This is a genomic window from Nocardia donostiensis, assembly GCF_002081715.1.
In the GTDB taxonomy this organism is placed as follows: Bacteria; Actinomycetota; Actinomycetes; order Mycobacteriales; family Mycobacteriaceae; genus Nocardia; species Nocardia donostiensis.
Map to the genome: position 1 here is coordinate 162,433 of NZ_MUKP01000007.1, position 19,301 is coordinate 181,733.

The 19,301-nt window shown below is 67.9% G+C and carries 18 protein-coding genes; 17 read left to right on the forward strand and 1 reads right to left on the reverse strand.

Translation table 11 applies throughout. The features are described from left to right. The first annotated feature begins 79 nt into the window (after positions 1–79). The 7 genes from B0T44_RS07180 (at position 80) to trmD (ending at position 6,760) form a co-directional block, all read left to right on the forward strand. Positions 80–2,488: a [protein-PII] uridylyltransferase gene (locus B0T44_RS07180; RefSeq protein ID WP_367946984.1), complete on the forward strand. Its 2,409-nt coding sequence runs from the start codon at positions 80–82 to the stop codon at positions 2,486–2,488. A gap of 168 nt (positions 2,489–2,656) precedes the next feature. Then, positions 2,657–2,968 carry a hypothetical protein gene (locus tag B0T44_RS07185; RefSeq protein ID WP_077115872.1) on the forward strand — a complete coding sequence of 104 codons (312 nt, stop codon included), beginning with the start codon at positions 2,657–2,659 and terminating at the stop codon, positions 2,966–2,968. A 97-nt stretch (positions 2,969–3,065) separates the two neighbouring features. Next, positions 3,066–4,622, forward strand: a complete 1,557-nt coding sequence (gene ffh / locus B0T44_RS07190) for a signal recognition particle protein (RefSeq protein ID WP_077115873.1) — start codon at positions 3,066–3,068, stop codon at positions 4,620–4,622. 191 nt (positions 4,623–4,813) lie between these two features. Continuing rightward, positions 4,814–5,272 (forward strand): 30S ribosomal protein S16, encoded by a 459-nt coding sequence (gene rpsP / locus B0T44_RS07195; RefSeq protein WP_077115874.1) that lies wholly within the window; start codon positions 4,814–4,816, stop codon positions 5,270–5,272. Next, the gene (locus B0T44_RS07200; protein ID WP_040708791.1) at positions 5,272–5,514 is read left to right on the forward strand and encodes an RNA-binding protein; all 243 of its coding nucleotides are present in this window, start codon (positions 5,272–5,274) and stop codon (positions 5,512–5,514) included. Before rpsP ends, B0T44_RS07200 begins: the two co-directional genes overlap by 1 nt. Further along, complete coding sequence (gene rimM, locus B0T44_RS07205) at positions 5,515–6,039, forward strand: ribosome maturation factor RimM (protein ID WP_077115875.1); 525 nt, start codon at positions 5,515–5,517, stop codon at positions 6,037–6,039. A 37-nt stretch (positions 6,040–6,076) separates the two neighbouring features. Then, positions 6,077–6,760, forward strand: a complete 684-nt coding sequence (gene trmD / locus B0T44_RS07210) for a tRNA (guanosine(37)-N1)-methyltransferase TrmD (RefSeq protein WP_077115876.1) — start codon at positions 6,077–6,079, stop codon at positions 6,758–6,760. 20 nt (positions 6,761–6,780) lie between these two features. On the opposite strand, the gene B0T44_RS07215 is transcribed toward trmD, so the two are convergent. Beyond that, complete coding sequence (locus B0T44_RS07215) at positions 6,781–7,662, reverse strand: helix-turn-helix transcriptional regulator (protein ID WP_077115877.1); 882 nt, start codon at positions 7,660–7,662, stop codon at positions 6,781–6,783. A gap of 99 nt (positions 7,663–7,761) precedes the next feature. On the opposite strand from B0T44_RS07215, the gene B0T44_RS07220 reads away from it, so the two are divergent. The 10 genes from B0T44_RS07220 to dprA all read left to right on the forward strand — a co-directional run bounded on the left by B0T44_RS07220 (position 7,762) and on the right by dprA (position 18,871). Then, complete coding sequence (locus B0T44_RS07220; RefSeq protein WP_077115878.1) at positions 7,762–9,390, forward strand: AMP-binding protein; 1,629 nt, start codon at positions 7,762–7,764, stop codon at positions 9,388–9,390. A gap of 135 nt (positions 9,391–9,525) precedes the next feature. Continuing rightward, the gene (locus B0T44_RS07225) at positions 9,526–12,099 is read left to right on the forward strand and encodes a Tex family protein (RefSeq protein ID WP_425436840.1); all 2,574 of its coding nucleotides are present in this window, start codon (positions 9,526–9,528) and stop codon (positions 12,097–12,099) included. A 23-nt stretch (positions 12,100–12,122) separates the two neighbouring features. Next, the gene (locus B0T44_RS07230) at positions 12,123–13,013 is read left to right on the forward strand and encodes a hypothetical protein (protein ID WP_077115879.1); all 891 of its coding nucleotides are present in this window, start codon (positions 12,123–12,125) and stop codon (positions 13,011–13,013) included. A gap of 160 nt (positions 13,014–13,173) precedes the next feature. Then, positions 13,174–13,515: a 50S ribosomal protein L19 gene (gene rplS / locus B0T44_RS07235; protein ID WP_077115942.1), complete on the forward strand. Its 342-nt coding sequence runs from the start codon at positions 13,174–13,176 to the stop codon at positions 13,513–13,515. Between the two features lie 120 nt (positions 13,516–13,635). After that, positions 13,636–14,424 carry a signal peptidase I gene (gene lepB, locus B0T44_RS07240; protein WP_425436841.1) on the forward strand — a complete coding sequence of 263 codons (789 nt, stop codon included), beginning with the start codon at positions 13,636–13,638 and terminating at the stop codon, positions 14,422–14,424. Positions 14,425–14,482: 58 nt separating this feature from the next. After that, positions 14,483–15,229 carry a ribonuclease HII gene (locus B0T44_RS07245; RefSeq protein WP_254893663.1) on the forward strand — a complete coding sequence of 249 codons (747 nt, stop codon included), beginning with the start codon at positions 14,483–14,485 and terminating at the stop codon, positions 15,227–15,229. 114 nt (positions 15,230–15,343) lie between these two features. Then, complete coding sequence (locus tag B0T44_RS07250; protein ID WP_011210678.1) at positions 15,344–15,649, forward strand: DUF2469 domain-containing protein; 306 nt, start codon at positions 15,344–15,346, stop codon at positions 15,647–15,649. A gap of 176 nt (positions 15,650–15,825) precedes the next feature. Beyond that, complete coding sequence (locus B0T44_RS07255) at positions 15,826–16,182, forward strand: YraN family protein (protein ID WP_077115880.1); 357 nt, start codon at positions 15,826–15,828, stop codon at positions 16,180–16,182. Continuing rightward, positions 16,182–17,690 carry a YifB family Mg chelatase-like AAA ATPase gene (locus tag B0T44_RS07260; RefSeq protein WP_077115881.1) on the forward strand — a complete coding sequence of 503 codons (1,509 nt, stop codon included), beginning with the start codon at positions 16,182–16,184 and terminating at the stop codon, positions 17,688–17,690. The genes B0T44_RS07255 and B0T44_RS07260 overlap by 1 nt, the downstream gene beginning before the upstream one ends. Continuing rightward, positions 17,687–18,871, forward strand: a complete 1,185-nt coding sequence (gene dprA / locus B0T44_RS07265; protein ID WP_081511737.1) for a DNA-processing protein DprA — start codon at positions 17,687–17,689, stop codon at positions 18,869–18,871. The genes B0T44_RS07260 and dprA overlap by 4 nt, the downstream gene beginning before the upstream one ends. The last annotated feature ends 430 nt before the right edge of the window (positions 18,872–19,301 follow it).

The window sequence follows — 19,301 nt, forward strand, 5'->3', positions numbered from 1 at the left end:
GGTCGGGGCGGGGCCGGATGGGTGAACGGGTGGTGGGCTTGTGGGTCCCAGGAGGTACGAACGCAATAGCGACCGCCCGGTGTCGCACGACGCCGGTGCCGCCGATCTGGTCCGGGCCAGGAAACAACTGCTCGACGCCGGTGTGCTCCGCCATACCCGGCTGGGCGCCGAATCGCTGCGTGCGGCACTGATCGACCTGTACGAGCTGTGGTTGACCAGAAAAGGCGCCGAGCTGGGCATTACCGGCGACAGCGGGGTGGCGCTCGTCGCTGTCGGCGGGCTCGGCCGCCGGGAGATGCTGCCCTATTCCGATCTCGACCTGGTGCTGCTGCACGAAGACACCGTCCCCCCGGAAGTGGTCGCCGAGATCGCCGACCAGCTCTGGTATCCGCTGTGGGACGCCCATATCCCACTCGACCACAGCGTCCGGACCGTATCGCAAGCTCTGCGCGTCGCGGGCGATGATCTCGTCGCCGCGCTCGGCATGCTCGAGGCCAGGCATATCGTCGGCGACGTCGAATTGAGCAATCTGCTCATCGGCGGGGTACGCCGGGAATGGCGCACCGGTATCCGGTCCCGCTTCGACGAGCTGATCGCGGGGGCGCGCGCCCGCTGGCAGCGCAGTGGCGAGATCGCCCACCGTGCCGAACCAGATCTGAAGAACGGGCGTGGCGGTCTGCGCGATATCCAGTTGCTCGACGCGCTGGCCATCGCGCAATTGACCGACGCCATGCCCGGCCTCGGCCCCGATGCTCCCGGCGGTGGATTGCAACAAGCGCGTCGGTGGCTGCTCGACGTACGCACCGAACTGCACCGCGTCGCCGGGCGGGCTCGCGACCAGTTACGGGCCCAGGACGCCGACGAGATCGGCGCAGCCTTGCAGATCGGCGACCGCTTCGACCTCGCGCGTGCCCTCAGCGACTCGGCACGCACAGTGTGCTATTCGGTCGACGTCGGCCTGCGCACCGCGGGTAACGCACTGCCGCGGCGCGGGCTGGCCCGGCTGCGCCGCATACCGGTGCGCCGCCCGCTCGACGAAGGCGTGGTCGAGCACGCGGGCGAGGTGGTGCTGGCCAGGGGCGCTCGACCGCTACGCGATCCAGGTCTGGTGCTGCGGGTGGCTGCGGCGTCGGCGCAGACCGGTTTGCCGATGTCGGCGACCACCCTGGAGCGGCTCGCCGAAGAAGCACCCGAACTGCGGAAACCATGGCCCAGGGACGCGCTCGACGATCTGCTGGTGCTGTTGGGCGCGGGTCGCGGCGTCATCGACGCGGTCGAGGCGCTGGACCGCACCGGCTTGTGGGGGCGGATACTGCCGGAATGGGGAGCGGTGCGAGACCTGCCGCCACGCGACCCACTGCACACCTGGACAGTCGACCGGCACTTGACGGAAACGGTCGCCTACGCCGCCGCGCTGAGTACCCGGGTCGCCCGCCCGGATCTGCTCGCTCTCGGCGCGCTGCTGCACGATATCGGTAAGGGCAGGCCGGAAGACCATCGTGTCGTCGGCGCCGAGCTGGCCGCTCGGATCGGGCAGCGGCTCGGCCTGTGGCCATCGGACGTGCGAACGTTGCGGGCGATCGTGCGCCATCATCTGCTGCTACCAGAAACCGCCACCCGCCGCGATACCACCGACCCGGAGACGGTGCGGTTCGTGGTCGACACGCTCGACGGCGACGCGCAGCTGCTGGAATTGCTGCACGCCCTCGCGGAAGCGGATTCGCTGGCGACCGGGCCCGGGGTGTGGGGTGAGTGGAAGGCGGCACTGATCGCGGAGCTGGTGCACCACTGCCGAATGGTGATGGCCGGGGAGGAATTGCCCGTCCCGGAATCCGTTCCACCGGATCTGCGCAACCGCGCCGCCGCGGGCGGCGTGCACGTCGACCTGCGTCCGGCGGCCGGAAAATACACCTATACGGTCACGATTATCGCCCCCGACAATCCGGGATTGCTGTCCTGTGCCGCGGGCGTGCTGGCAGTGCATTCACTGCGGGTTCTCTCGGCCGATCTGGGCGGGGCGGGTGAGTCGGCGATCAATACCTTCGTGGTGTCGCCGCGGTTCGGCGGCCCGCCGGAACCCGGTCTGCTGCGCCAGGAACTCATCCGGGCCATAGCGGGCGATCTGGATCTGCCCGCGCTGCTGGAAAAACACGAACGGGAAGCGGGGGTCATCGGGGCGAGCCGCTACGCGCACGCCGAGCCGCGGGTGCTGTGGGCGCAGACCTCGACGCCGGGACAGCTGATTCTGCAGGTGCGAGCCGAGGACCGGATCGGTCTGCTCAGCAGGCTGGCCGCCGCGCTCGCCGGCTGTGGCGTCGATGTGCGCTGGGCGAAGGTGGTCACCATGGGCGCCTGGGTGGGCGACGCGTTCTGCCTCGATCTGGGCGCCGACACCAGCCGGGGCAGGCGCGCGGCGGTGGAAAAGGCGGTGCTGGCGGTGGTGCCGCAGCCCGAACCGCGAAGACCGGAACCCGACGCGAAATCGTAATCAGATGCCGTCGATTAATAGTTAATTCCGGCAGATAATGCGGTCACCTTCTATTTATTACCGTCGAATATCTATCGCGAATTGCTCGCTGAATTCTGATTCCCTGCGCTTCGCACACCCTACTATTCACTGGGTCGGTCCAACCGCGAGCACGAGGGGAGCAGTTCGGTGGCAATCGAAGTAGTTTCCTCGTCGATCATGTCCAGTAATGACACCCCACATATCGCCAGGTGCGTCGGCGAAGATCGGTGGGTCGTCTCGTGGCTGCCCGGTCGCACGCTGACCGGACGGCAGGCAGTGACCGCGATGACCATGGCCGTTGCGGTGGCCGTTGCCGGACCACCCGTCGACAGTGATTGGAGCTGCCTTGACGATCGGGCCCTCGAACTGGGTCTGACCGGGCGGGAGGCAGCGTTCATGATCGCCATGGAACAGCGCGACTACAGCAGGCCGGGCCGACCGCGCGGCGCGCGGCGGTAAGCCGCGCCACTCGGGTGTGCACCGCCTGCGCAGGCAGGCGGGTGATCCCATTACGCTGGGATAGAAGTGACGCCACTCGAGATCAGGAGCGCGATCGGTGTTCGAATCCCTGTCCGACCGGCTTACCGGTGCCCTCACCGACCTACGCGGTAAGGGACGCCTGTCGCCGGCCGATATCGACGCTACCGCCCGGGAGATCCGCCTCGCGCTGCTGGAGGCCGACGTCGCACTGCCGGTGGTGCGCGGGTTCATCGCCAAGGTCAAGGAGCGGGCCAAGGGCGCGGAAGTCTCGGCGGCACTGAACCCGGCCCAGCAGGTCGTCAAGATCGTCAACGAGGAGCTCGTCGCCATTCTGGGCGGCGAGACCCGGCGGCTGACGCTGGCCAAGACCCCGCCGACGGTGATCATGCTCGCCGGTCTGCAGGGCTCCGGTAAGACCACGCTGGCGGGCAAGCTGGCCACCTGGTTGAAGGGACAGGGGCATCAGCCGCTGCTGGTGGCCTGCGACCTGCAGCGTCCCGGCGCGGTCACCCAGCTGCAGGTGGTCGGCGAACGGGCGGGTGTCCAGGTGTTCGCCCCGCATCCGGGGACATCCATCGGTGGCGGTCAGAACCAGCTCGGTGTGTCCGCGGCCGACCCGATCGCGGTCGCCGAATCCGGTGTTGCCGAGGCTCGCGCCAAACAATATGACGTGGTGATCGTCGACACCGCCGGTCGGCTCGGTATCGACGAAGAGCTGATGGCTCAGGCCGCCGGTATCCGCGACGCCGTGCAGCCGGACGAAACCCTGTTCGTTCTCGACGCCATGATCGGCCAGGATGCGGTCACCACCGCGGAAGCGTTCCGCGACGGTGTCGGGTTCACCGGTGTGGTGCTCACCAAACTCGACGGCGATGCCCGCGGTGGCGCGGCACTCAGCGTGCGCAATGTCACCGGCGCGCCGATCATGTTCGCCTCCACCGGCGAGAAACTGGAGGACTTCGACGTCTTCCATCCCGACCGGATGGCCAGCCGCATCCTCGGCATGGGTGATGTGCTCACCCTGATCGAGCAGGCCGAACAGGTCTACGACCAGCAGCAGGCCGAGGAGGCCGCGCGCAAGATCGGCAGCGGGGAACTCACCCTGGAGGACTTCCTCGACCAGATGCTGGCGATCCGCAAGATGGGCCCGATCGGCAACCTGCTCGGCATGCTGCCCGGCGCGGGCCAGATGAAGGATGTGCTGGCGCAGGTCGACGACAAACAGCTGGACCGGGTGCAGGCGATCATCCGCGGTATGACTCCTGCCGAACGAGCCAACCCGAAGATCATCAATGCCTCCCGGCGGCTGCGTATCGCCAACGGCTCCGGCGTCCAGGTCTCGGAAGTCAACCAGCTGGTCGACCGGTTCTTCGAGGCCAAGAAGATGATGGCGGCGATGGGCCGCCAGATGGGTATGCCTGGCGCCAACCGCCGCAACAAGAAGGGCGCCAAAGGCAAGAAGGGCAAGAAGGGCCGCGGCCCGACCCAGCCGAAGGTGCGCGGCGGCTTCCCGGGTATGCCCGGTATGCCTGCCGGGATGCCGGATCTGTCGAATATGCCCGCGGGGCTCGACCAGCTTCCACCGGGTTTGGAGGGCTTCGACCTGTCCAAACTGAAGTTCCCCGGCAAGTAGGACCGATACCGGCGATTTCCGCCGGGTCTCGGCCGTCTGGCAGAATGGTCGACCGTCCTCGAGGACAGTGTCAGCCCGTCTCCGGTTACGCACCGCGCGGCGGTCACACACTTCAACGCAAAACCGGGCTCGCAATACCGTGCGGGTCGCTGAATTGCGCCGTGACCAACCTAGGAAAGGCAGATCAGCACATGGCTGTTCGCATCAAGCTCACCCGTCTGGGCAAGATCCGCAACCCGCAGTACCGCATCGTCGTCGCGGATTCGCGCACCCGCCGGGACGGCCGGGCCATCGAGTCCATCGGCATGTACCACCCGAAGGAAGAGCCGTCGCTGATCCAGATCGACTCCGAGCGGGTTCAGTACTGGCTGGGCGTCGGCGCGCAGCCGACCGAGCCGGTGCAGCGGCTGCTGGAGATCACCGGTGACTGGCAGAAGTTCAAGGGCCTGCCGGGTGCCGAGGGCACGCTGAAGGTCGCCGAGCCCAAGAAGTCCAAGCTGGACCTGTTCAACGCCGCGCTGGCCGCCGCCGAGAACGAGCCGGTCGCCGAGGCTGTGACACCGAAGAAGAAGGCTGCCAAGAAAGACAACACAGCCGACAAAGACAACGCAGCCAGCGAATCCGCCGAGTCCACCGAGGCCGCCGAGTAATGAGCGCCGTCGTCGCCGATGCCGTCGAACATCTGGTTCGCGGCATCGTCGCCAATCCCGAGGACGTCCGGGTCGAGCTGATCACCGGCCGCCGTGGGCGCACCGTCGAGGTGCATGTGCACCCCGACGACCTGGGTAAGGTCATCGGCCGCGGCGGGCGTACCGCCACCGCGCTGCGGACCCTGGTCGCCGGTATCGGCGGACGCGGTATCCGCGTCGACGTGGTCGACACCGACCAGTAGATGGAACTCGTCGTAGGGCGGGTCGCCAAATCGCATGGTGTGCGTGGCGAACTGGTTGTCGAGGTCCGCACCGACGAGCCCCAGGCGCGGTTCGCGCCCGGTGCGATACTGCGTGGGCGGGCGCCGCGTGCTGAGCAGGTTCGTGAGTTCACCGTGGAGTCGGCCCGAGAGCATTCGGGCCGGCTCCTGGTGCGATTGGCCGGAATCGACGACCGCGCCGCCGCGGATGCGCTGCGCGGAACCCTGTTCGTGGTGGACAGCGCCGATCTGCCGCCGTCGGAAGATCCCGACGAGTTCTACGACCACGAACTGGAAGGGCTCACCGTCCAGCTCGCCGACGGCACCGTGGTCGGTGCGGTCATCGAGGTACTGCATTCCGCGGCCGGGGAACTGCTGTCGGTGCGCGCCGCCGACGACGGCCGCGAGATCCTGGTGCCGTTCGTCGCCGCCATCGTGCCCACGGTGTCGCTCGCGGACCGGCTGATCGTCATCGATCCGCCCGAAGGGCTGCTCGACCCCGAATGACGTCTGCAGCCACTGAAACCTGGGTGAATCGACGGCCATGAAAATCGATGCGATCACCATCTTTCCCGAATACCTGGAGCCGCTGCGAACGGCGCTGCTGGGCAAGGCGATCGATAAGGGTCTGATCACCCTCGACGTGCACGATCTACGCCGCTGGACCCACGATGTGCACAAATCGGTCGACGATTCGCCCTACGGCGGCGGACCCGGCATGGTCATGAAACCCACCGTCTGGGGTGCGGCCCTCGACGAGGTGTGCCCGGACGACGCGCTGCTGATTGTCCCGACACCCGCCGGGGTCCCGTTCACCCAGACCACCGCGCAACGCTGGTCCACCGAAAAACACCTGGTGTTCGCCTGCGGCCGCTACGAGGGCATCGATCAGCGCGTCGTCGACGACGCCGCCCGGCGGGCCAGGGTGGAAGAGGTCAGCATCGGCGACTACGTCCTCATCGGCGGTGAGGCCGCCGTCTTGGTGATGACGGAGGCCGTGGTCCGGCTGATTCCCGGTGTGCTCGGCAATCAGCTTTCCCATCAACAGGACTCGTTCTCCGACGGGCTGCTGGAAGGCCCGAGCTACACCCGGCCCGTGAGCTGGCGCGGGCTGGACGTGCCCCCGATTCTGCTGTCCGGCGATCACGCCAAGGTCGAGGCGTGGCGGCGGGAACAAGCATTGGCGCGCACCCGGGAACGCCGGCCGGATCTACTGCCGCCGGAATAATGCCGGTTCTGCGTCGGTGATCACGGCAGCAGGCCGAGCCGGCGCGCGGTGACCACCGCCTCGTGCCGCGAATGCGCGTCGAGTTTGGTCATCACATTGCGCAGATAACTCTTCACCGTTTCCGGTGCGAGGCTGAGACGGTGCGCGGCTTCCTGATTGGAGCAGCCGAGCGCGACTTCGGCGAGCACATCCAGTTCCCGGCGCGACAGCCGGGGCGCGTCGGCGGCCGGTTCTCCGGACAGGGCGCGGGTGAGACGCTCGCCCAGCTCATGCAGGCGCGCGCCGAGCGCCGGATCCGCCGCGGTGTGGGCGAGCCCGCGCAGTTCGGCGTGGATTTCGCGCAATTCTTCCGAGGCATGCGAGGTACACCCGATTTCCGGGACGACGCCCGCGACGGCCTGCTGCGGCGCGGCACGTTCGAGCAGCCGCACCCGGCGATCAACTTCGTCCCGGAGGGTGATCTCGGTGGCCAATCTGCGACCTGCCTGCAGTAGCAGGTCGGTGTGACGGTCACCGACCGGCCCACTGTCGCGGCTTGCGGCATACAGCACCGCCCTGGCCTCGCCCCCGACCACCACCGGCACCGCGACCACCGAGCGGATGCCTTCACCGGTGACCGGTTCGTCGTAGTCGTGGGTGATCGATGCGGCGTTCCGGTAGTCGCTGACCAAGGTCGGCCGCCGCGAATCCATCACATATCCGCCCAAACCGGAGGCTCGCGGCACCGGTAACCCACGTAACCCATTGGTGCGTGCGCCGACGAACTCGGTCAGCAGCAGTGTGTCGGCGTGTACAGCGCCGCCGAACACGATCGGCAGCCCGGTCACCCCGGCCGCCCACCGGATCTGCGCGCGCACCACATCGGTATCGCGAGGTCGCAGCAGCGAGTGGGAATCGGGCATGGACGATCACCCCTTTTCGGGGGTAGTGACGAACGTGGTGTGGCCTACATCCTAGGTCAGGTACGGGGGAGTGAGCTGCATCACGACAAGGAGAGCCGAATGGTCGCCGATCTGAACGCGCGGGTGCGTGCACTACTGGATCGTTACGACGGACCCGAAGCCTGCGCGGCGCAACTGCTGTGCGACGGTCACCCCGCCGATGCCGTCGCCTGCACCATCATCGAAGCCGATCTGTCGTCCACCGATCTCACTTACGGTGAGCTGCGTGAGAAGTCGGCGCGGTTCGCCGCGGCGCTGGCTGAGCTCGGGGTGGGCCGGGGTGACCGGGTGGCGACTCTGATGGGCAAATCCGCCGATCTGGTGGTGGCGCTGCTGGCCATCTGGCGGCGCGGGGCCGTGCACGTACCGCTGTTCACCGCGTTCGCCCCACCCGCGATCGCGTTCCGGCTCGGCGCCGCGGCGGCGTCGGTGGTGATCGCCGACGCGGGTCAGGCCGCCAAGCTGAGCCCGGGCGACGATATCCCTGTCGACGCACCGTGGCAGGTCATCGTCGCCGGTGGTGAGCCCGCGGCCGGACAGCTCGCGATGTCCGCATTGCTCACCGCCCACCAGGCCGACGACCCGCGGGCCGAACCCGTTCCCGTCGGCGGCGACGGGCTGCTGGTACAGCTGTTCACCAGCGGCACCACCGGCACCCCGAAAGGCGTGCCCATCCCACTGCGCGCCCTCGCCTCCTTCCACGCCTATCAGGAGTTCGCACTTGATGTGCGCCCGGACGACGTGTTCTGGAACGCTGCCGACCCGGGCTGGGCCTATGGGCTGTATTACGCGATCCTCGGCCCGCTGGCGGCGGGAACCCGCAGCCTGCTGCTGCACGCCGGTTTCTCGCCCGCGCTCACCTGGCAGGTGCTGCAGCGATTCGGCGTCACCAATTTCGCCGCCGCCCCCACGGTCTACCGGGCGTTGCGCGCCGAGGGATCCGCGCCGGCCGAGGTGCGGTTGCGGCGGGCGTCCTCGGCCGGGGAGCCGCTCACCCCGGAGGTGGTGGCCTGGTCGGCCGAAACACTCGGCGTCGCAGTCCGCGACCATTACGGCCAGACCGAACACGGCATGGTGATCTGCAATGCCTGGCACGATCAGCTGTCGGCCGAGACCCCCGCCGGTTCCATGGGTCGTGCGCTGCCCGGTTGGGCGTGTGCGGTGCTGTCCGATGACGCCGACACCGTGGCACCCACCGGTGAGATGGGCCGGATCGCGATCGATACCGAGCAGAGCCCCCTGCTGTGGTTCCTCGGCTACCTCGACGCTCCCGAACGCACCGCCCAGCGCTACACCGCCGACGGCCGCTGGTATCTGACCGGTGACGCCGGTTCCCAGGACGCCGAGGGCTTCTTCCATTTCTCCTCCCGCGACGACGACGTCATCATCATGGCCGGGTACCGGATCGGGCCGTTCGAGGTGGAAAGTGTGCTGCTGCTCGATGAGCAGGTCGCCGAAGCCGCGGTCGTCGGGGTGCCCGACGAGCTGCGCGGCGAAGTGCTGGAGGCGTTCGTGGTGCCGCGTGACGGTAGCGGCGACACCGAGCTGGCGGAGCGGCTACAGACCCTGGTGAAGAAGAAGTTCGCCGCGCACGCCTATCCCCGCAGGGTGCATTTCGTGGACAGCCTGCCCAAGACTCCCAGCGGCAAAGTGCAGCGGTACCTGCTGCGGCAGGAAGCCGCGGAGTAGCCACGGAAGGCAAGGGGCGCATGCCGATCCGGGAAACCGCCGCCGCGGGAACAGCCCGGGCGGCGGTGACCGGGTCCGGCGTGGCGGCGGCTGGGCCGGTCCGGGCTGTCGGCTGCCGACGGTAGTGTGCGGGACGTGACGACAGCGCCTGAGACCGCAAGTCCCCAGACGAACAGCCCCGAGACGGCTGGTGCCGCCCCTGTGAGCGCCGAACCGGCCCTCGCCGACACCGCGACCGAGCCGGGCACCGCCGCGCCGCAAGCGCTCGGCACAGTCGGCCGCCGGATTGCCGACGAGCTGGGCGTGCGGGAAACCCAGGTGCGGGCCGCGGTGGAACTGCTCGACGCCGGTTCCACCGTTCCGTTCATCGCCCGCTACCGCAAGGAAGTCACCGGCGGCCTCGACGACGCCCAATTGCGCACCCTCGAAGAACGGCTGCACTACCTGCGCGAACTCGACGAGCGTCGGCGCACGATCATCGAATCCATTCGTGGCCAGGGCAAACTCGACGACGCGCTGCACCAGCAGCTGCTGCTGGCCGAAACCAAGGCGCGCTTGGAAGACATCTACCTGCCCTACAAACCCAAGCGGCGCACCAAAGCCCAGATCGCCCGTGAAGCCGGGCACGAACCGGTCGCCGACGCTCTGCTCACCGATCCGGCCACCGACCCGGCAGGCTACACCGTCGAACAGCTCGACGGGGCCCGCGCAATCCTGGTGGAACGTTTCGCCGAAGACGCCGACCTGGTCGGCGAGCTGCGCGAACTGATGTGGCACCGGGGCAGGCTCACCTCGACAGTGCGCGCAGGTAAGGAGGAAGCGGGCGCGAAGTTCGCCGACTACTTCGACTTCAGCGAAGAGTTCACCTCGCTGCCCTCCCACCGCATCCTGGCCCTGCTGCGCGGGGAGAAGGAAGAGGTGCTGTCTCTGCATCTCGATCCCGAACCCGCCGCGACCGCCGAGGAAACCGCCGAAACCGCCCCCAGCGTCTACGAAGGCCGGATCGCGGTGCGGTTCGGTATCGCCGACCGGGGCAGGGCGGCCGACCGCTGGCTGCTGGACACGGTGCGCTGGGCGTGGCGGACCAAGCTACTGGTCAGCCTCGGTATCGACATCAGGATGCGCCTTCGTCAGGCGGCCGAACAGGACGCGGTCGAGGTATTCGCCACGAACCTGCGAGACTTGCTGCTCGCCGCGCCCGCGGGCACCCGCGCCACCATGGGCCTCGACCCCGGTTACCGCACCGGGGTGAAGGTCGCCGTTGTCGACGCCACCGGCAAAGTGGTCGCCACCGAGGTGATCTACCCGCACAAACCGCAGAACCAGACGGAGAAATCGCTGGCCGTACTCGGCGCGCTGGTGGCCAGGTTCGGGGTCGAACTCATCGCCATCGGCAACGGCACCGCGTCCCGGGAGACCGATGCGCTGGCCGCCGAACTCATCTCGCGCATCCCGGAGAACAAACCCACCAAGATCGTGGTGTCGGAAGCGGGCGCCTCGGTGTATTCGGCCTCCGCCTATGCCTCGCAGGAACTGCCGGATCTCGACGTCTCGCTGCGCGGTGCGGTATCGATCGCGCGGCGGCTGCAGGACCCGCTGGCCGAACTGGTCAAGATCGAGCCGAAGTCGATCGGTGTCGGGCAATACCAGCACGATATCTCCGAGACTCTGCTGGCCCGTTCGCTGGGCGCGGTCGTCGAAGACGCAGTGAACGCCGTCGGTGTCGACGTCAACACCGCCTCGGTGCCGCTGCTGTCGCGAGTGTCCGGTATCTCCGGTTCCGTCGCCGAAAGCATCGTTGGCCACCGGGACCGGCACGGCCCGTTCCGCAGCCGCACCGCGCTGCTCGACGTGCCGCGACTGGGGCCGAAAGCATTCGAACAGTGCGCGGGCTTCCTGCGCATTCGTGGGGGCGACGACCCACTCGACACCTCGGCGGTGCACCCGGAGGCCTACCCGGTGGTGCGGCGCATCCTCGACTCGACCGGGACCGGCATCGCGGAGGTCATCGGCAACAGTTCGGTGCTGCGTGCGCTGCGGCCCGGCGATTTCACCGACGAGAAGTTCGGTGTGCCGACGGTCACCGACATCATCAGCGAGCTGGAGAAACCGGGCCGCGACCCGCGCCCGGAATTCAAAACCGCCGAATTCGCGGCGGGCATCGAGAAGGTCGCCGACCTGACCCCCGGCATGGTCCTCGAAGGGGTGGTCACCAATGTGGCCGCTTTCGGCGCGTTCGTCGATGTCGGGGTGCACCAGGACGGTCTGGTGCATGTGTCGGCCATGTCGCACAATTTCGTCAACGATCCGCGGGAGGTCGTCAAATCCGGTGATGTGGTGAAGGTCAAGGTGCTCGAAGTCGATATCGCACGTCAGCGCATCGGGTTGTCGTTGCGGCTGGACGATGAACCAGGCGCGGCGAAACCCGAACGCGGTCGTGGTCAGGGCGAGCGCGGTCGCGGCGGCGACGTCCGGCCCGAGAGCCGAAACGGCCAGGGACGGGCCGGCCGCGGCGGTCAGGGGCGCAATCAGGGGCAGGGACGGGCCGATCAGGGGCAGGGCCGTGTCAATCAGGGGCAGAGCAGGGCGCGTGGCCATGGCGGCCGTGGTCAGGGACGTGATCAGGGTCAGGGGCGCAATCAGCGGCGCGAGGCGCCCGTCAACGGCGCCATGGCCGACGCGTTGCGGCGTGCCGGTTTCGGGAAGTAGCGGTAGGAGAAGCGGGGCAGCGGATGCGACGGTGGCTCGCCGACGACGTAGTTGCCGAAGGCAAACTTCCGCTGCTGTGCTTCCTGTTCGGTTTCATTGTCGGGTTCCTGTTGATCCGGGTCAGCGTCCGGCTGATCCGGGCGCAGGTGCGCTGGTGGCCGGGCAACCTGCGCTCCAACGGGGTGCACATCCACCACATGGTGTTCGGGGTGATCCTGGTGCTGGCCTCCGGTATCGGGATGATCAGCAACTACGCCGACGCGAGCGTCGGCCTCGCGTCGGTGCTGGCGGCCTCGTTCGGTGTCGGCGCGGCGCTGGTGCTCGACGAATTCGCGCTGATCTTCTATCTGCGTGACGTGTACTGGGAGGAGCAGGGCCGCACCTCGGTCGATGCGGTGTTCGTCGCGGTCGCCGTCACCGGCCTGCTGCTACTGGGTTTCCATCCGCTGTGGCTGCTCGAGGTCAACGACTTCCGTCACGATCCCAGCATCGAGGCGCGGGGGCTGGTCGCGGGGTTCGCGGTGCTCAATCTGGCGCTTGCCGCGATAGTGATCGCCAAGGGCAAGATCTGGACCGGCCTGTTCGGCATGTTCTTCCTGCCGCTGCTTGTCGTCGGTGCGCTGCGATTGAGCCGCCCCGGCGCGCCGTGGGCACGCTGGCGTTACGCTGACCGCGGCCGCCTCATGGTCCGGGCTGTCGCCCGGGAACGGCGTTACCGCAGGCCGGTGATCCGCGCCAAGATATTCGTGCAGGACCTGGTCGCCGGTAAGCCCGATGTGGAGCATGTGCGGACGGCGGCCGAAGCCGAACTGCAGCGCACCGTCGTCGCCGCCCCACCCGCCCCGCACCGCCATCACGTCTGGTCCCGTGAACCCGAGGCGTCGCCACCGGCCGGGAGCCCGGGGCACGACTGAACGCGGCGGGGCGATTTTCGACGCACTGTGCTGATCTGGCACAATGCACGGGTTGCCCTGGGTGCATCTCGGCCCGGCGCATCCCCTAATTCGGAGCACGAACCGGTCGAGCCTTCAGCCGCCAGGTTCCTCTGTTCGCGCGAACCCAAGAAGGATGAACATGAACACCCTTGACTTCGTCGACGAGAAGTCGCTGCGCAGCGACGTACCCGACTTCCGGCCGGGTGACACCCTGAATGTGCACGTGAAGGTCATCGAAGGCTCGAAGGAACGTATCCAGGTCTTCAAGGGCGTCGTCATCCGGCGCCAGGGCGGTGGCATCCGCGAGACCTTCACCGTTCGCAAGGTGTCGTTCGGCATCGGTGTGGAGCGCACCTTCCCGGTGCACAGCCCCAATATCGATCACATCGAGGTGGTGACCCGCGGTGACGTGCGCCGCGCCAAGCTGTACTACCTGCGCGAGCTGCGCGGTAAGGCCGCCAAGATCAAGGAAAAGCGCTGACCTGCTCCAGCGCAGCGCAGCAACCTGCCATCGGTCGTGACGAACGGCCCGGCGGGACACTGAAACTCGGATAGCCCGGCACCGCATGCAACCTCGCGGCGCCGGGCTACTCTGTTCGGCGTGGCAGACGAAAGTGGGTCGGTATCGGTGTCCGGATCAGACGACGGACGATCAGGGGGCCGTCGCGCGAAACGGCGCGCGAAGCAGAAGAAGCAGCGGCCGTTCTGGCAGGAGCTGCCGATCCTGCTGGTGATCGCCGCGTTGATCGCCGCGTTGATGGTGACCTTCGTCGGACGGCCCTATGTGATCCCGTCCCAGTCGATGGAGCCGACCCTGCACGGCTGCGCAGGCTGCACCGGCGACCGGATCTATGTGCAGAAGGTGACGTACAACTGGAACGAACCGCAACCCGGTGATGTCGTGGTCTTCGTCGGCCCGCCGTCCTGGAACACCCACTACCGGTCGATCCGTTCCGACAACCCGGTCGTTCGTGGGGTGCAGAACTTCTTCTCCTTCTTCGGGCTCGTTCCGCCCGATGAGAACGACCTGGTGAAACGCGTGATCGCGGTCGGTGGTCAGACCGTGGAATGCTGTGACCCCCAGGGGCGGGTGATGGTCGACGGCGAACCGCTGGACGAACCGTATGTCGAAGACGACTACCCCTGGTTTCCTGGTCAGCAGAACGCCGCCTACCCGGCCGGACGGGTCTTCGGCCCGGTCACTGTGCCCGAGGACCACCTGTGGGTGATGGGCGACAATCGCAACGAATCCGCCGATTCCCGCGCTCATGTCGGCGACGAACTGCAGGGCACTGTCCCGATCGACAACGTCCGCGGCAAGGCCGTGTTCAAGATCTGGCCACCCGGGCGGATCGGGCCCATCGCTTCGGTGAATCCACAGGCGAACTGACGGCGCGCACGCGCGATAATCGGGTAGTGGGGTAGTTCAGGTGGCACAAGGTAACCGGGTGAGCAGCCGCGGCCGTCCGGTGGTACCGGCCGTCCGGAACCGGAATTGGCCGCCGCGAGTGGTGATGCGTAAAGCTTCCGGCCTGCGCACCCTGGAGGCGGCGCTGATCCGCAGCGGCCTCGGCCCCGTCGCCGGAGTCGACGAGGCGGGGCGCGGGCCGAGCGCGGGCCCGCTGGTGGTGGCCGCCTGCGTGCTCGCGCCCAAGGCCCATGACGCACTAGCCGGACTCGACGACTCGAAGAAACTCAACGAAGCCACCCGGGAATCGTTGTATCCGGTGATCACCCGGTTGGCGCTGGCCTGGCAGGTCGTGGTGATCCCCGCTTGGGAGATCGACGCCATCGGCATCCACGTCGCCAATATCGAGGGCATGCGCCGGGCGGTGGCCGGACTCGGTCGCCCACCCGGTTACGTGCTCACCGACGGTTTCCGGGTGCCGGGGCTGCCGGTGCCGTCGCTGCCTGTTATCGGCGGTGACGGTGCCGCCGCGTGTATCGCCGCGGCCAGCATCCTGGCCAAGGTCACCCGGGACCGGATGATGATCGATCTGGACCGCAGGCTCCCCGGCTACGGGTTCGCCACCCACAAGGGCTACAACACCCCCGAACACACCGCCGCGCTGCGCCGCCTCGGCCCCTGCGACGAGCACCGCCGCTCCTGGCGCAACGTGCGCGAACACACCGGACTGCTGCTGACCCAGGACGATGTGGTGTGCGAGGAAGCGAGCGCCGACGGCGCGGCCTGATCGGCCGTAGCGGCCACAGGGGCCGCAGAGGCACAGCCCACGGTGACAGCGTCGTGCGCGATGAGCGATGATGTCTGCACACGCAGTGCGGCGAGAAGGAGGACGTCCCACCCGATGAGTGCTGAGGACCTCGAGAAGTACGAAACCGAGATGGAGCTCTCGTTGTACCGGGAGTACAAGGACATCGTCGGGCAATTTTCGTACGTGGTGGAGACCGAGCGCCGCTTCTATCTGGCCAACTCCGTGGAGTTGCGGCCGCAGAACGCGGACGGCGAGGTGTACTTCGAGGTGCGGATGAGCGACGCCTGGGTGTGGGATATGTACCGGCCCGCGCGGTTCGTCAAGCATGTCCGGGTGATCACGTTCAAGGACGTCAATATCGAAGAACTCGAGAAACCGGATCTGCGGCTGCCTGAGTAGTAGCACGACATAAACACCGTCCCACCTGCGAAGATCTCGGTCGGTGCAACGGGTGCGGCTGTTGTCGCGGCCGGTTCCTCCTGCGATGTGTCCACAGGGGCGCAGTTATCCACAGGCTTTTCATAGGCCCAGGTCAGCGGGATACGCCGAGGATGCGCCGGACCCAGACTGGCCCGGTGACACACAACACGGCGCTCGGCGCACACGGGGAAGATCTGGCGGTACGACACCTGCAGGCCGCGGGCATGGAGATCATCTGCCGGAACTGGCGTTGCCGGTACGGCGAACTGGATCTGATCGCGCGGGACGCGGGCGTCACTGCGTTCGTCGAAGTGAAAACCAGATCAGGGCTCGCCTACGGGGCGCCCGCGGAAGCGGTGACCTTCGCCAAACGCCAGCGCATCCGGCGGCTTGCGCTGGTGTGGCTGACCGAGCAGGACGGACCGTGGCGGCGCATCCGGTTCGATGTCGTCTCCATTCTGCTCAGCCGGGACAAGGCGCCGGCCATCCAGCATCTGAAAGCAGTGTTCTGATGGCGCTCGGGCTCGCGTGCTCGATCGCCGTCAACGGCGTCGACGGGCAGTTGGTGGAAATAGAAGCCGATATCGGGCAGGGACTGCCCTCGGTGCATCTGGTCGGCTTGCCCGACACCTCGTTGCAGGAGTCGCGAGACCGGGTGCGTGCCGCGGTGGCCAACTCGGGCGAGAAATGGCCCGACGGGCGCGTGACCCTCGCGCTGTCGCCTGCCACCTTGCCCAAGGTCGGCAGCGTCTACGACCTGGCCCTTGCCGCCGCGGTGCTGGACGCCGCCGACGCCATTCCCGCCACCCGTCTCGCGGAAACGGTGCTGCTCGGTGAACTCGCGCTCGACGGACGCCTGCGCAGGGTACGCGGCATCCTGCCCGCGGTATTGGCGGCGCGGAAAGCGGGACGGAAGATCGCCGTGGTGCCGGAGGCAGCGCTCGCCGAAGCGGGACTGGTGACCGGGATCGCCGTGCTCGGCGCGCCCAGTCTGCGGGCGGCGCTGGCGTGGCTGCGTGGGGAGGGCACGCTCAGCGAGCCCGACGGTGAGCTGCTCCAGCAATCGCGCACCGAGGGCGACCTGCGGGAGGTGGTCGGCCAGCACGAGGCGCGATGGGCATTGGAGGTCGCTGCGGCAGGTGGGCATCATCTACTGCTCACCGGTCCACCAGGGATCGGCAAAACGATGCTGGCGCAACGGCTTCCCGGTCTGCTTCCGCCACTGTCGGAACACGAGGCGCTGGAGGTGACCGCCATTCACTCGGTCGCGGGCACCCTCTCCGGCGAACACCCGCTGATCACCATGCCACCGTTTGTCGCACCGCATCATTCGACATCGGTGACCGCCATGGTGGGCGGCGGGTCGGGATCGGCAAGGCCGGGAGCGGTGAGCCGGGCGCACCGCGGCGTGCTGTTCCTGGACGAATGCGCTGAAATCGGAACAAAGGTGCTGGAAGCGATGCGGACTCCCCTGGAGGAAGGTGAAGTCCGGATCGCGCGCCGCGACGGCGTCGCCCGGTATCCGGCGCGGTTCCAGCTCATGCTGGCTGCCAATCCTTGCCCGTGCGCGCCAGCGCGCGATGTGGACTGCATCTGCGCACCCCTGGCTCGCCGCCGGTATCTGGGCAAACTGTCCGGGCCTCTGATGGATCGCACCGATATCTGGGTACAGATGCACGGCACGGCGGGAGCGACTTTCCGCGCCGAGGAATCGGAGAGCAGCCAGCAGGTGCGCGAGCGGGTCACCGTCGCCCGCGCCGTCGCCGCGGACCGGTGGCGCGAATACGGGTGGCGGACCAATGGTGAAGTCCCGGGACACATACTGCGGCAACGGTTCCGGTTGCCACCCGAAACGACCGCTCCGGTGGAGGCGGCTCTGCGCACGGGACGGCTGTCGGCACGCGGCGCTGATCGTGCCATCCGGGTCGCGTGGACGATCTGCGATCTGCGCGGCGGGAAAGCGCCTACTGCCGACGATGTGATGCTGGCATTGAACTTCCGGCAGCGAGGTGTGCAATGACCGGTCTCGAGCGGGGCGCTCGCGTTCCAGAGCCCGGTCGTGACCATGCGGCGTCCGCCCAGGAGGCGAGGCAGCTGGCATGGATGTTCCTGTCGCGGGTGGTCGAAGGGCCATGCGCACCGCTGTCGGCGTTGATCGAATCGGTCGGGGTGCTGGATGCGGCGCGAGCGGTCCGCGAATGTGAGCTGCCGGAGGTGCTGCGCGGGCCCACCGAACATCGACGCGGAATCGATAGCGCCGCCCGCGATCTGGAACGGATACACAGTATCGGCGGACGCGTGATAACTCCCGACGACCCGGAATGGCCTGCCTGGCGGCTGCTCGTTTTGAGCAGGCTCGACCCGGGCACCGACCGCGATGCCGCGATACCGCTGGTGCTGTGGGCGCGAGGGAGCCGCTCGCTGCTCGAAGCCAGCGAACGTGCGCTGGCCGTGGTCGGAGCGCGCTGCAGCAGTGGTTACGGCGACCGGGTGACGGGCGAGATCGCTGGTGATCTGGCTGCGCGCGGGTGGACGATCGTCTCCGGGGCTGCGTTCGGAATCGACGCCATGGCCCACCGTGCGGCACTGTCCGTCGGCGGCACCACCATCGCCGTGCTGGCCTGCGGCGTCGATCGCCCCTACCCTGCCCAGCACGAACGACTGCTCGCTCAGGTCGCCGAAACCGGGCTCGTGGTCAGCGAATACGCTCCGGGTACGACGGCGCGCAAACACCATTTCCTTGCCCGCAACCGCCTCGTCGCTGCCCTCGCCGACGGGGTGCTGGTGGTCGAGGCGGGGTTGCGCAGCGGTGCGCGCAACACCGTGAAATGGGCGCGCCGGATGGGCCGTCCGGCGCTGGCAGTTCCGGGCTCGGTGCACTCCGCGGCCTCGGCCGGCTGCCACCTGATGATCCGCGAAGGCGAGGCACTGCTGGTGACCAGAACCGAGGAAATCCTCGCCGAAGCCGGCCCGTTGGGCGCTGTGACCGCCGGCCGAACCGACGGGCCGGGGGAACCTTTGCCCGGTAACCAAGCCCTGGTCTACGCCGCCCTGCCCGTCACCGGCTCCCGCCAACCCTACGAACTGTGCCGGCGCTCCGGACTACCACTGAGCACCGTCCGATCCGTCCTGCCCGCCCTGGAACTGGCCGGACTAGCCGGTATGGACGGTTCCGGCTGGTATCGCCTCCCACCGTCCTGATCCAGCGAACGGAGTGCGCACGTTTCCATGTTCAGGCGGAGGACAGTGCATCTGGTAGTGCCCGATCTGTCGCCGCCGGGTGGGCGAAGACATGAACGCCCGCGGAGCGGACGTAAGACCGCACAAAGCTTGGCCTTTCAGCTGACTGCGGTGAAACTCCGAAAACCAACTCGCGACGGTTGGAATCCCCTTCCTTCTGGGGGGAGGAGGTCAAGAACATTGGGCCGATGGACGGTGCAGGGCAGCCGGTGACCGGCCACCGTCGAACAGACGGCGACGAGTTTCTTCACAAGATGCGGAGCCGCAGGGCGACACCGGCGCATGCTCCGCTCGGCTGGCTGATGTTCGCACCGGCGGCCGCACCCGCCGGAGGTGGCCCCGAGCACGCTGCTGCCTTACAGCCCTGGAGCCGGCCGGATCGGCGGGTGTG

What these genes read in the sequence shown, in the direction of transcription:
- B0T44_RS07220 (WP_077115878.1), top strand. Translation starts at nt 7,762, where the DNA reads ATGGTCGCCGATCTGAACGCGCGGGTGCGTGCACTACTGGATCGTTAC.
- B0T44_RS07215 (WP_077115877.1), bottom strand. Translation starts at nt 7,662, where the DNA reads ATGCCCGATTCCCACTCGCTGCTGCGACCTCGCGATACCGATGTGGTG.
- B0T44_RS07260 (WP_077115881.1), top strand. Translation starts at nt 16,182, where the DNA reads ATGGCGCTCGGGCTCGCGTGCTCGATCGCCGTCAACGGCGTCGACGGG.
- rimM (WP_077115875.1), top strand. Translation starts at nt 5,515, where the DNA reads ATGGAACTCGTCGTAGGGCGGGTCGCCAAATCGCATGGTGTGCGTGGC.
- rplS (WP_077115942.1), top strand. Translation starts at nt 13,174, where the DNA reads ATGAACACCCTTGACTTCGTCGACGAGAAGTCGCTGCGCAGCGACGTA.
- B0T44_RS07230 (WP_077115879.1), top strand. Translation starts at nt 12,123, where the DNA reads ATGCGACGGTGGCTCGCCGACGACGTAGTTGCCGAAGGCAAACTTCCG.
- B0T44_RS07200 (WP_040708791.1), top strand. Translation starts at nt 5,272, where the DNA reads ATGAGCGCCGTCGTCGCCGATGCCGTCGAACATCTGGTTCGCGGCATC.
- rpsP (WP_077115874.1), top strand. Translation starts at nt 4,814, where the DNA reads ATGGCTGTTCGCATCAAGCTCACCCGTCTGGGCAAGATCCGCAACCCG.
- B0T44_RS07250 (WP_011210678.1), top strand. Translation starts at nt 15,344, where the DNA reads ATGAGTGCTGAGGACCTCGAGAAGTACGAAACCGAGATGGAGCTCTCG.
- trmD (WP_077115876.1), top strand. Translation starts at nt 6,077, where the DNA reads ATGAAAATCGATGCGATCACCATCTTTCCCGAATACCTGGAGCCGCTG.
- dprA (WP_081511737.1), top strand. Translation starts at nt 17,687, where the DNA reads ATGACCGGTCTCGAGCGGGGCGCTCGCGTTCCAGAGCCCGGTCGTGAC.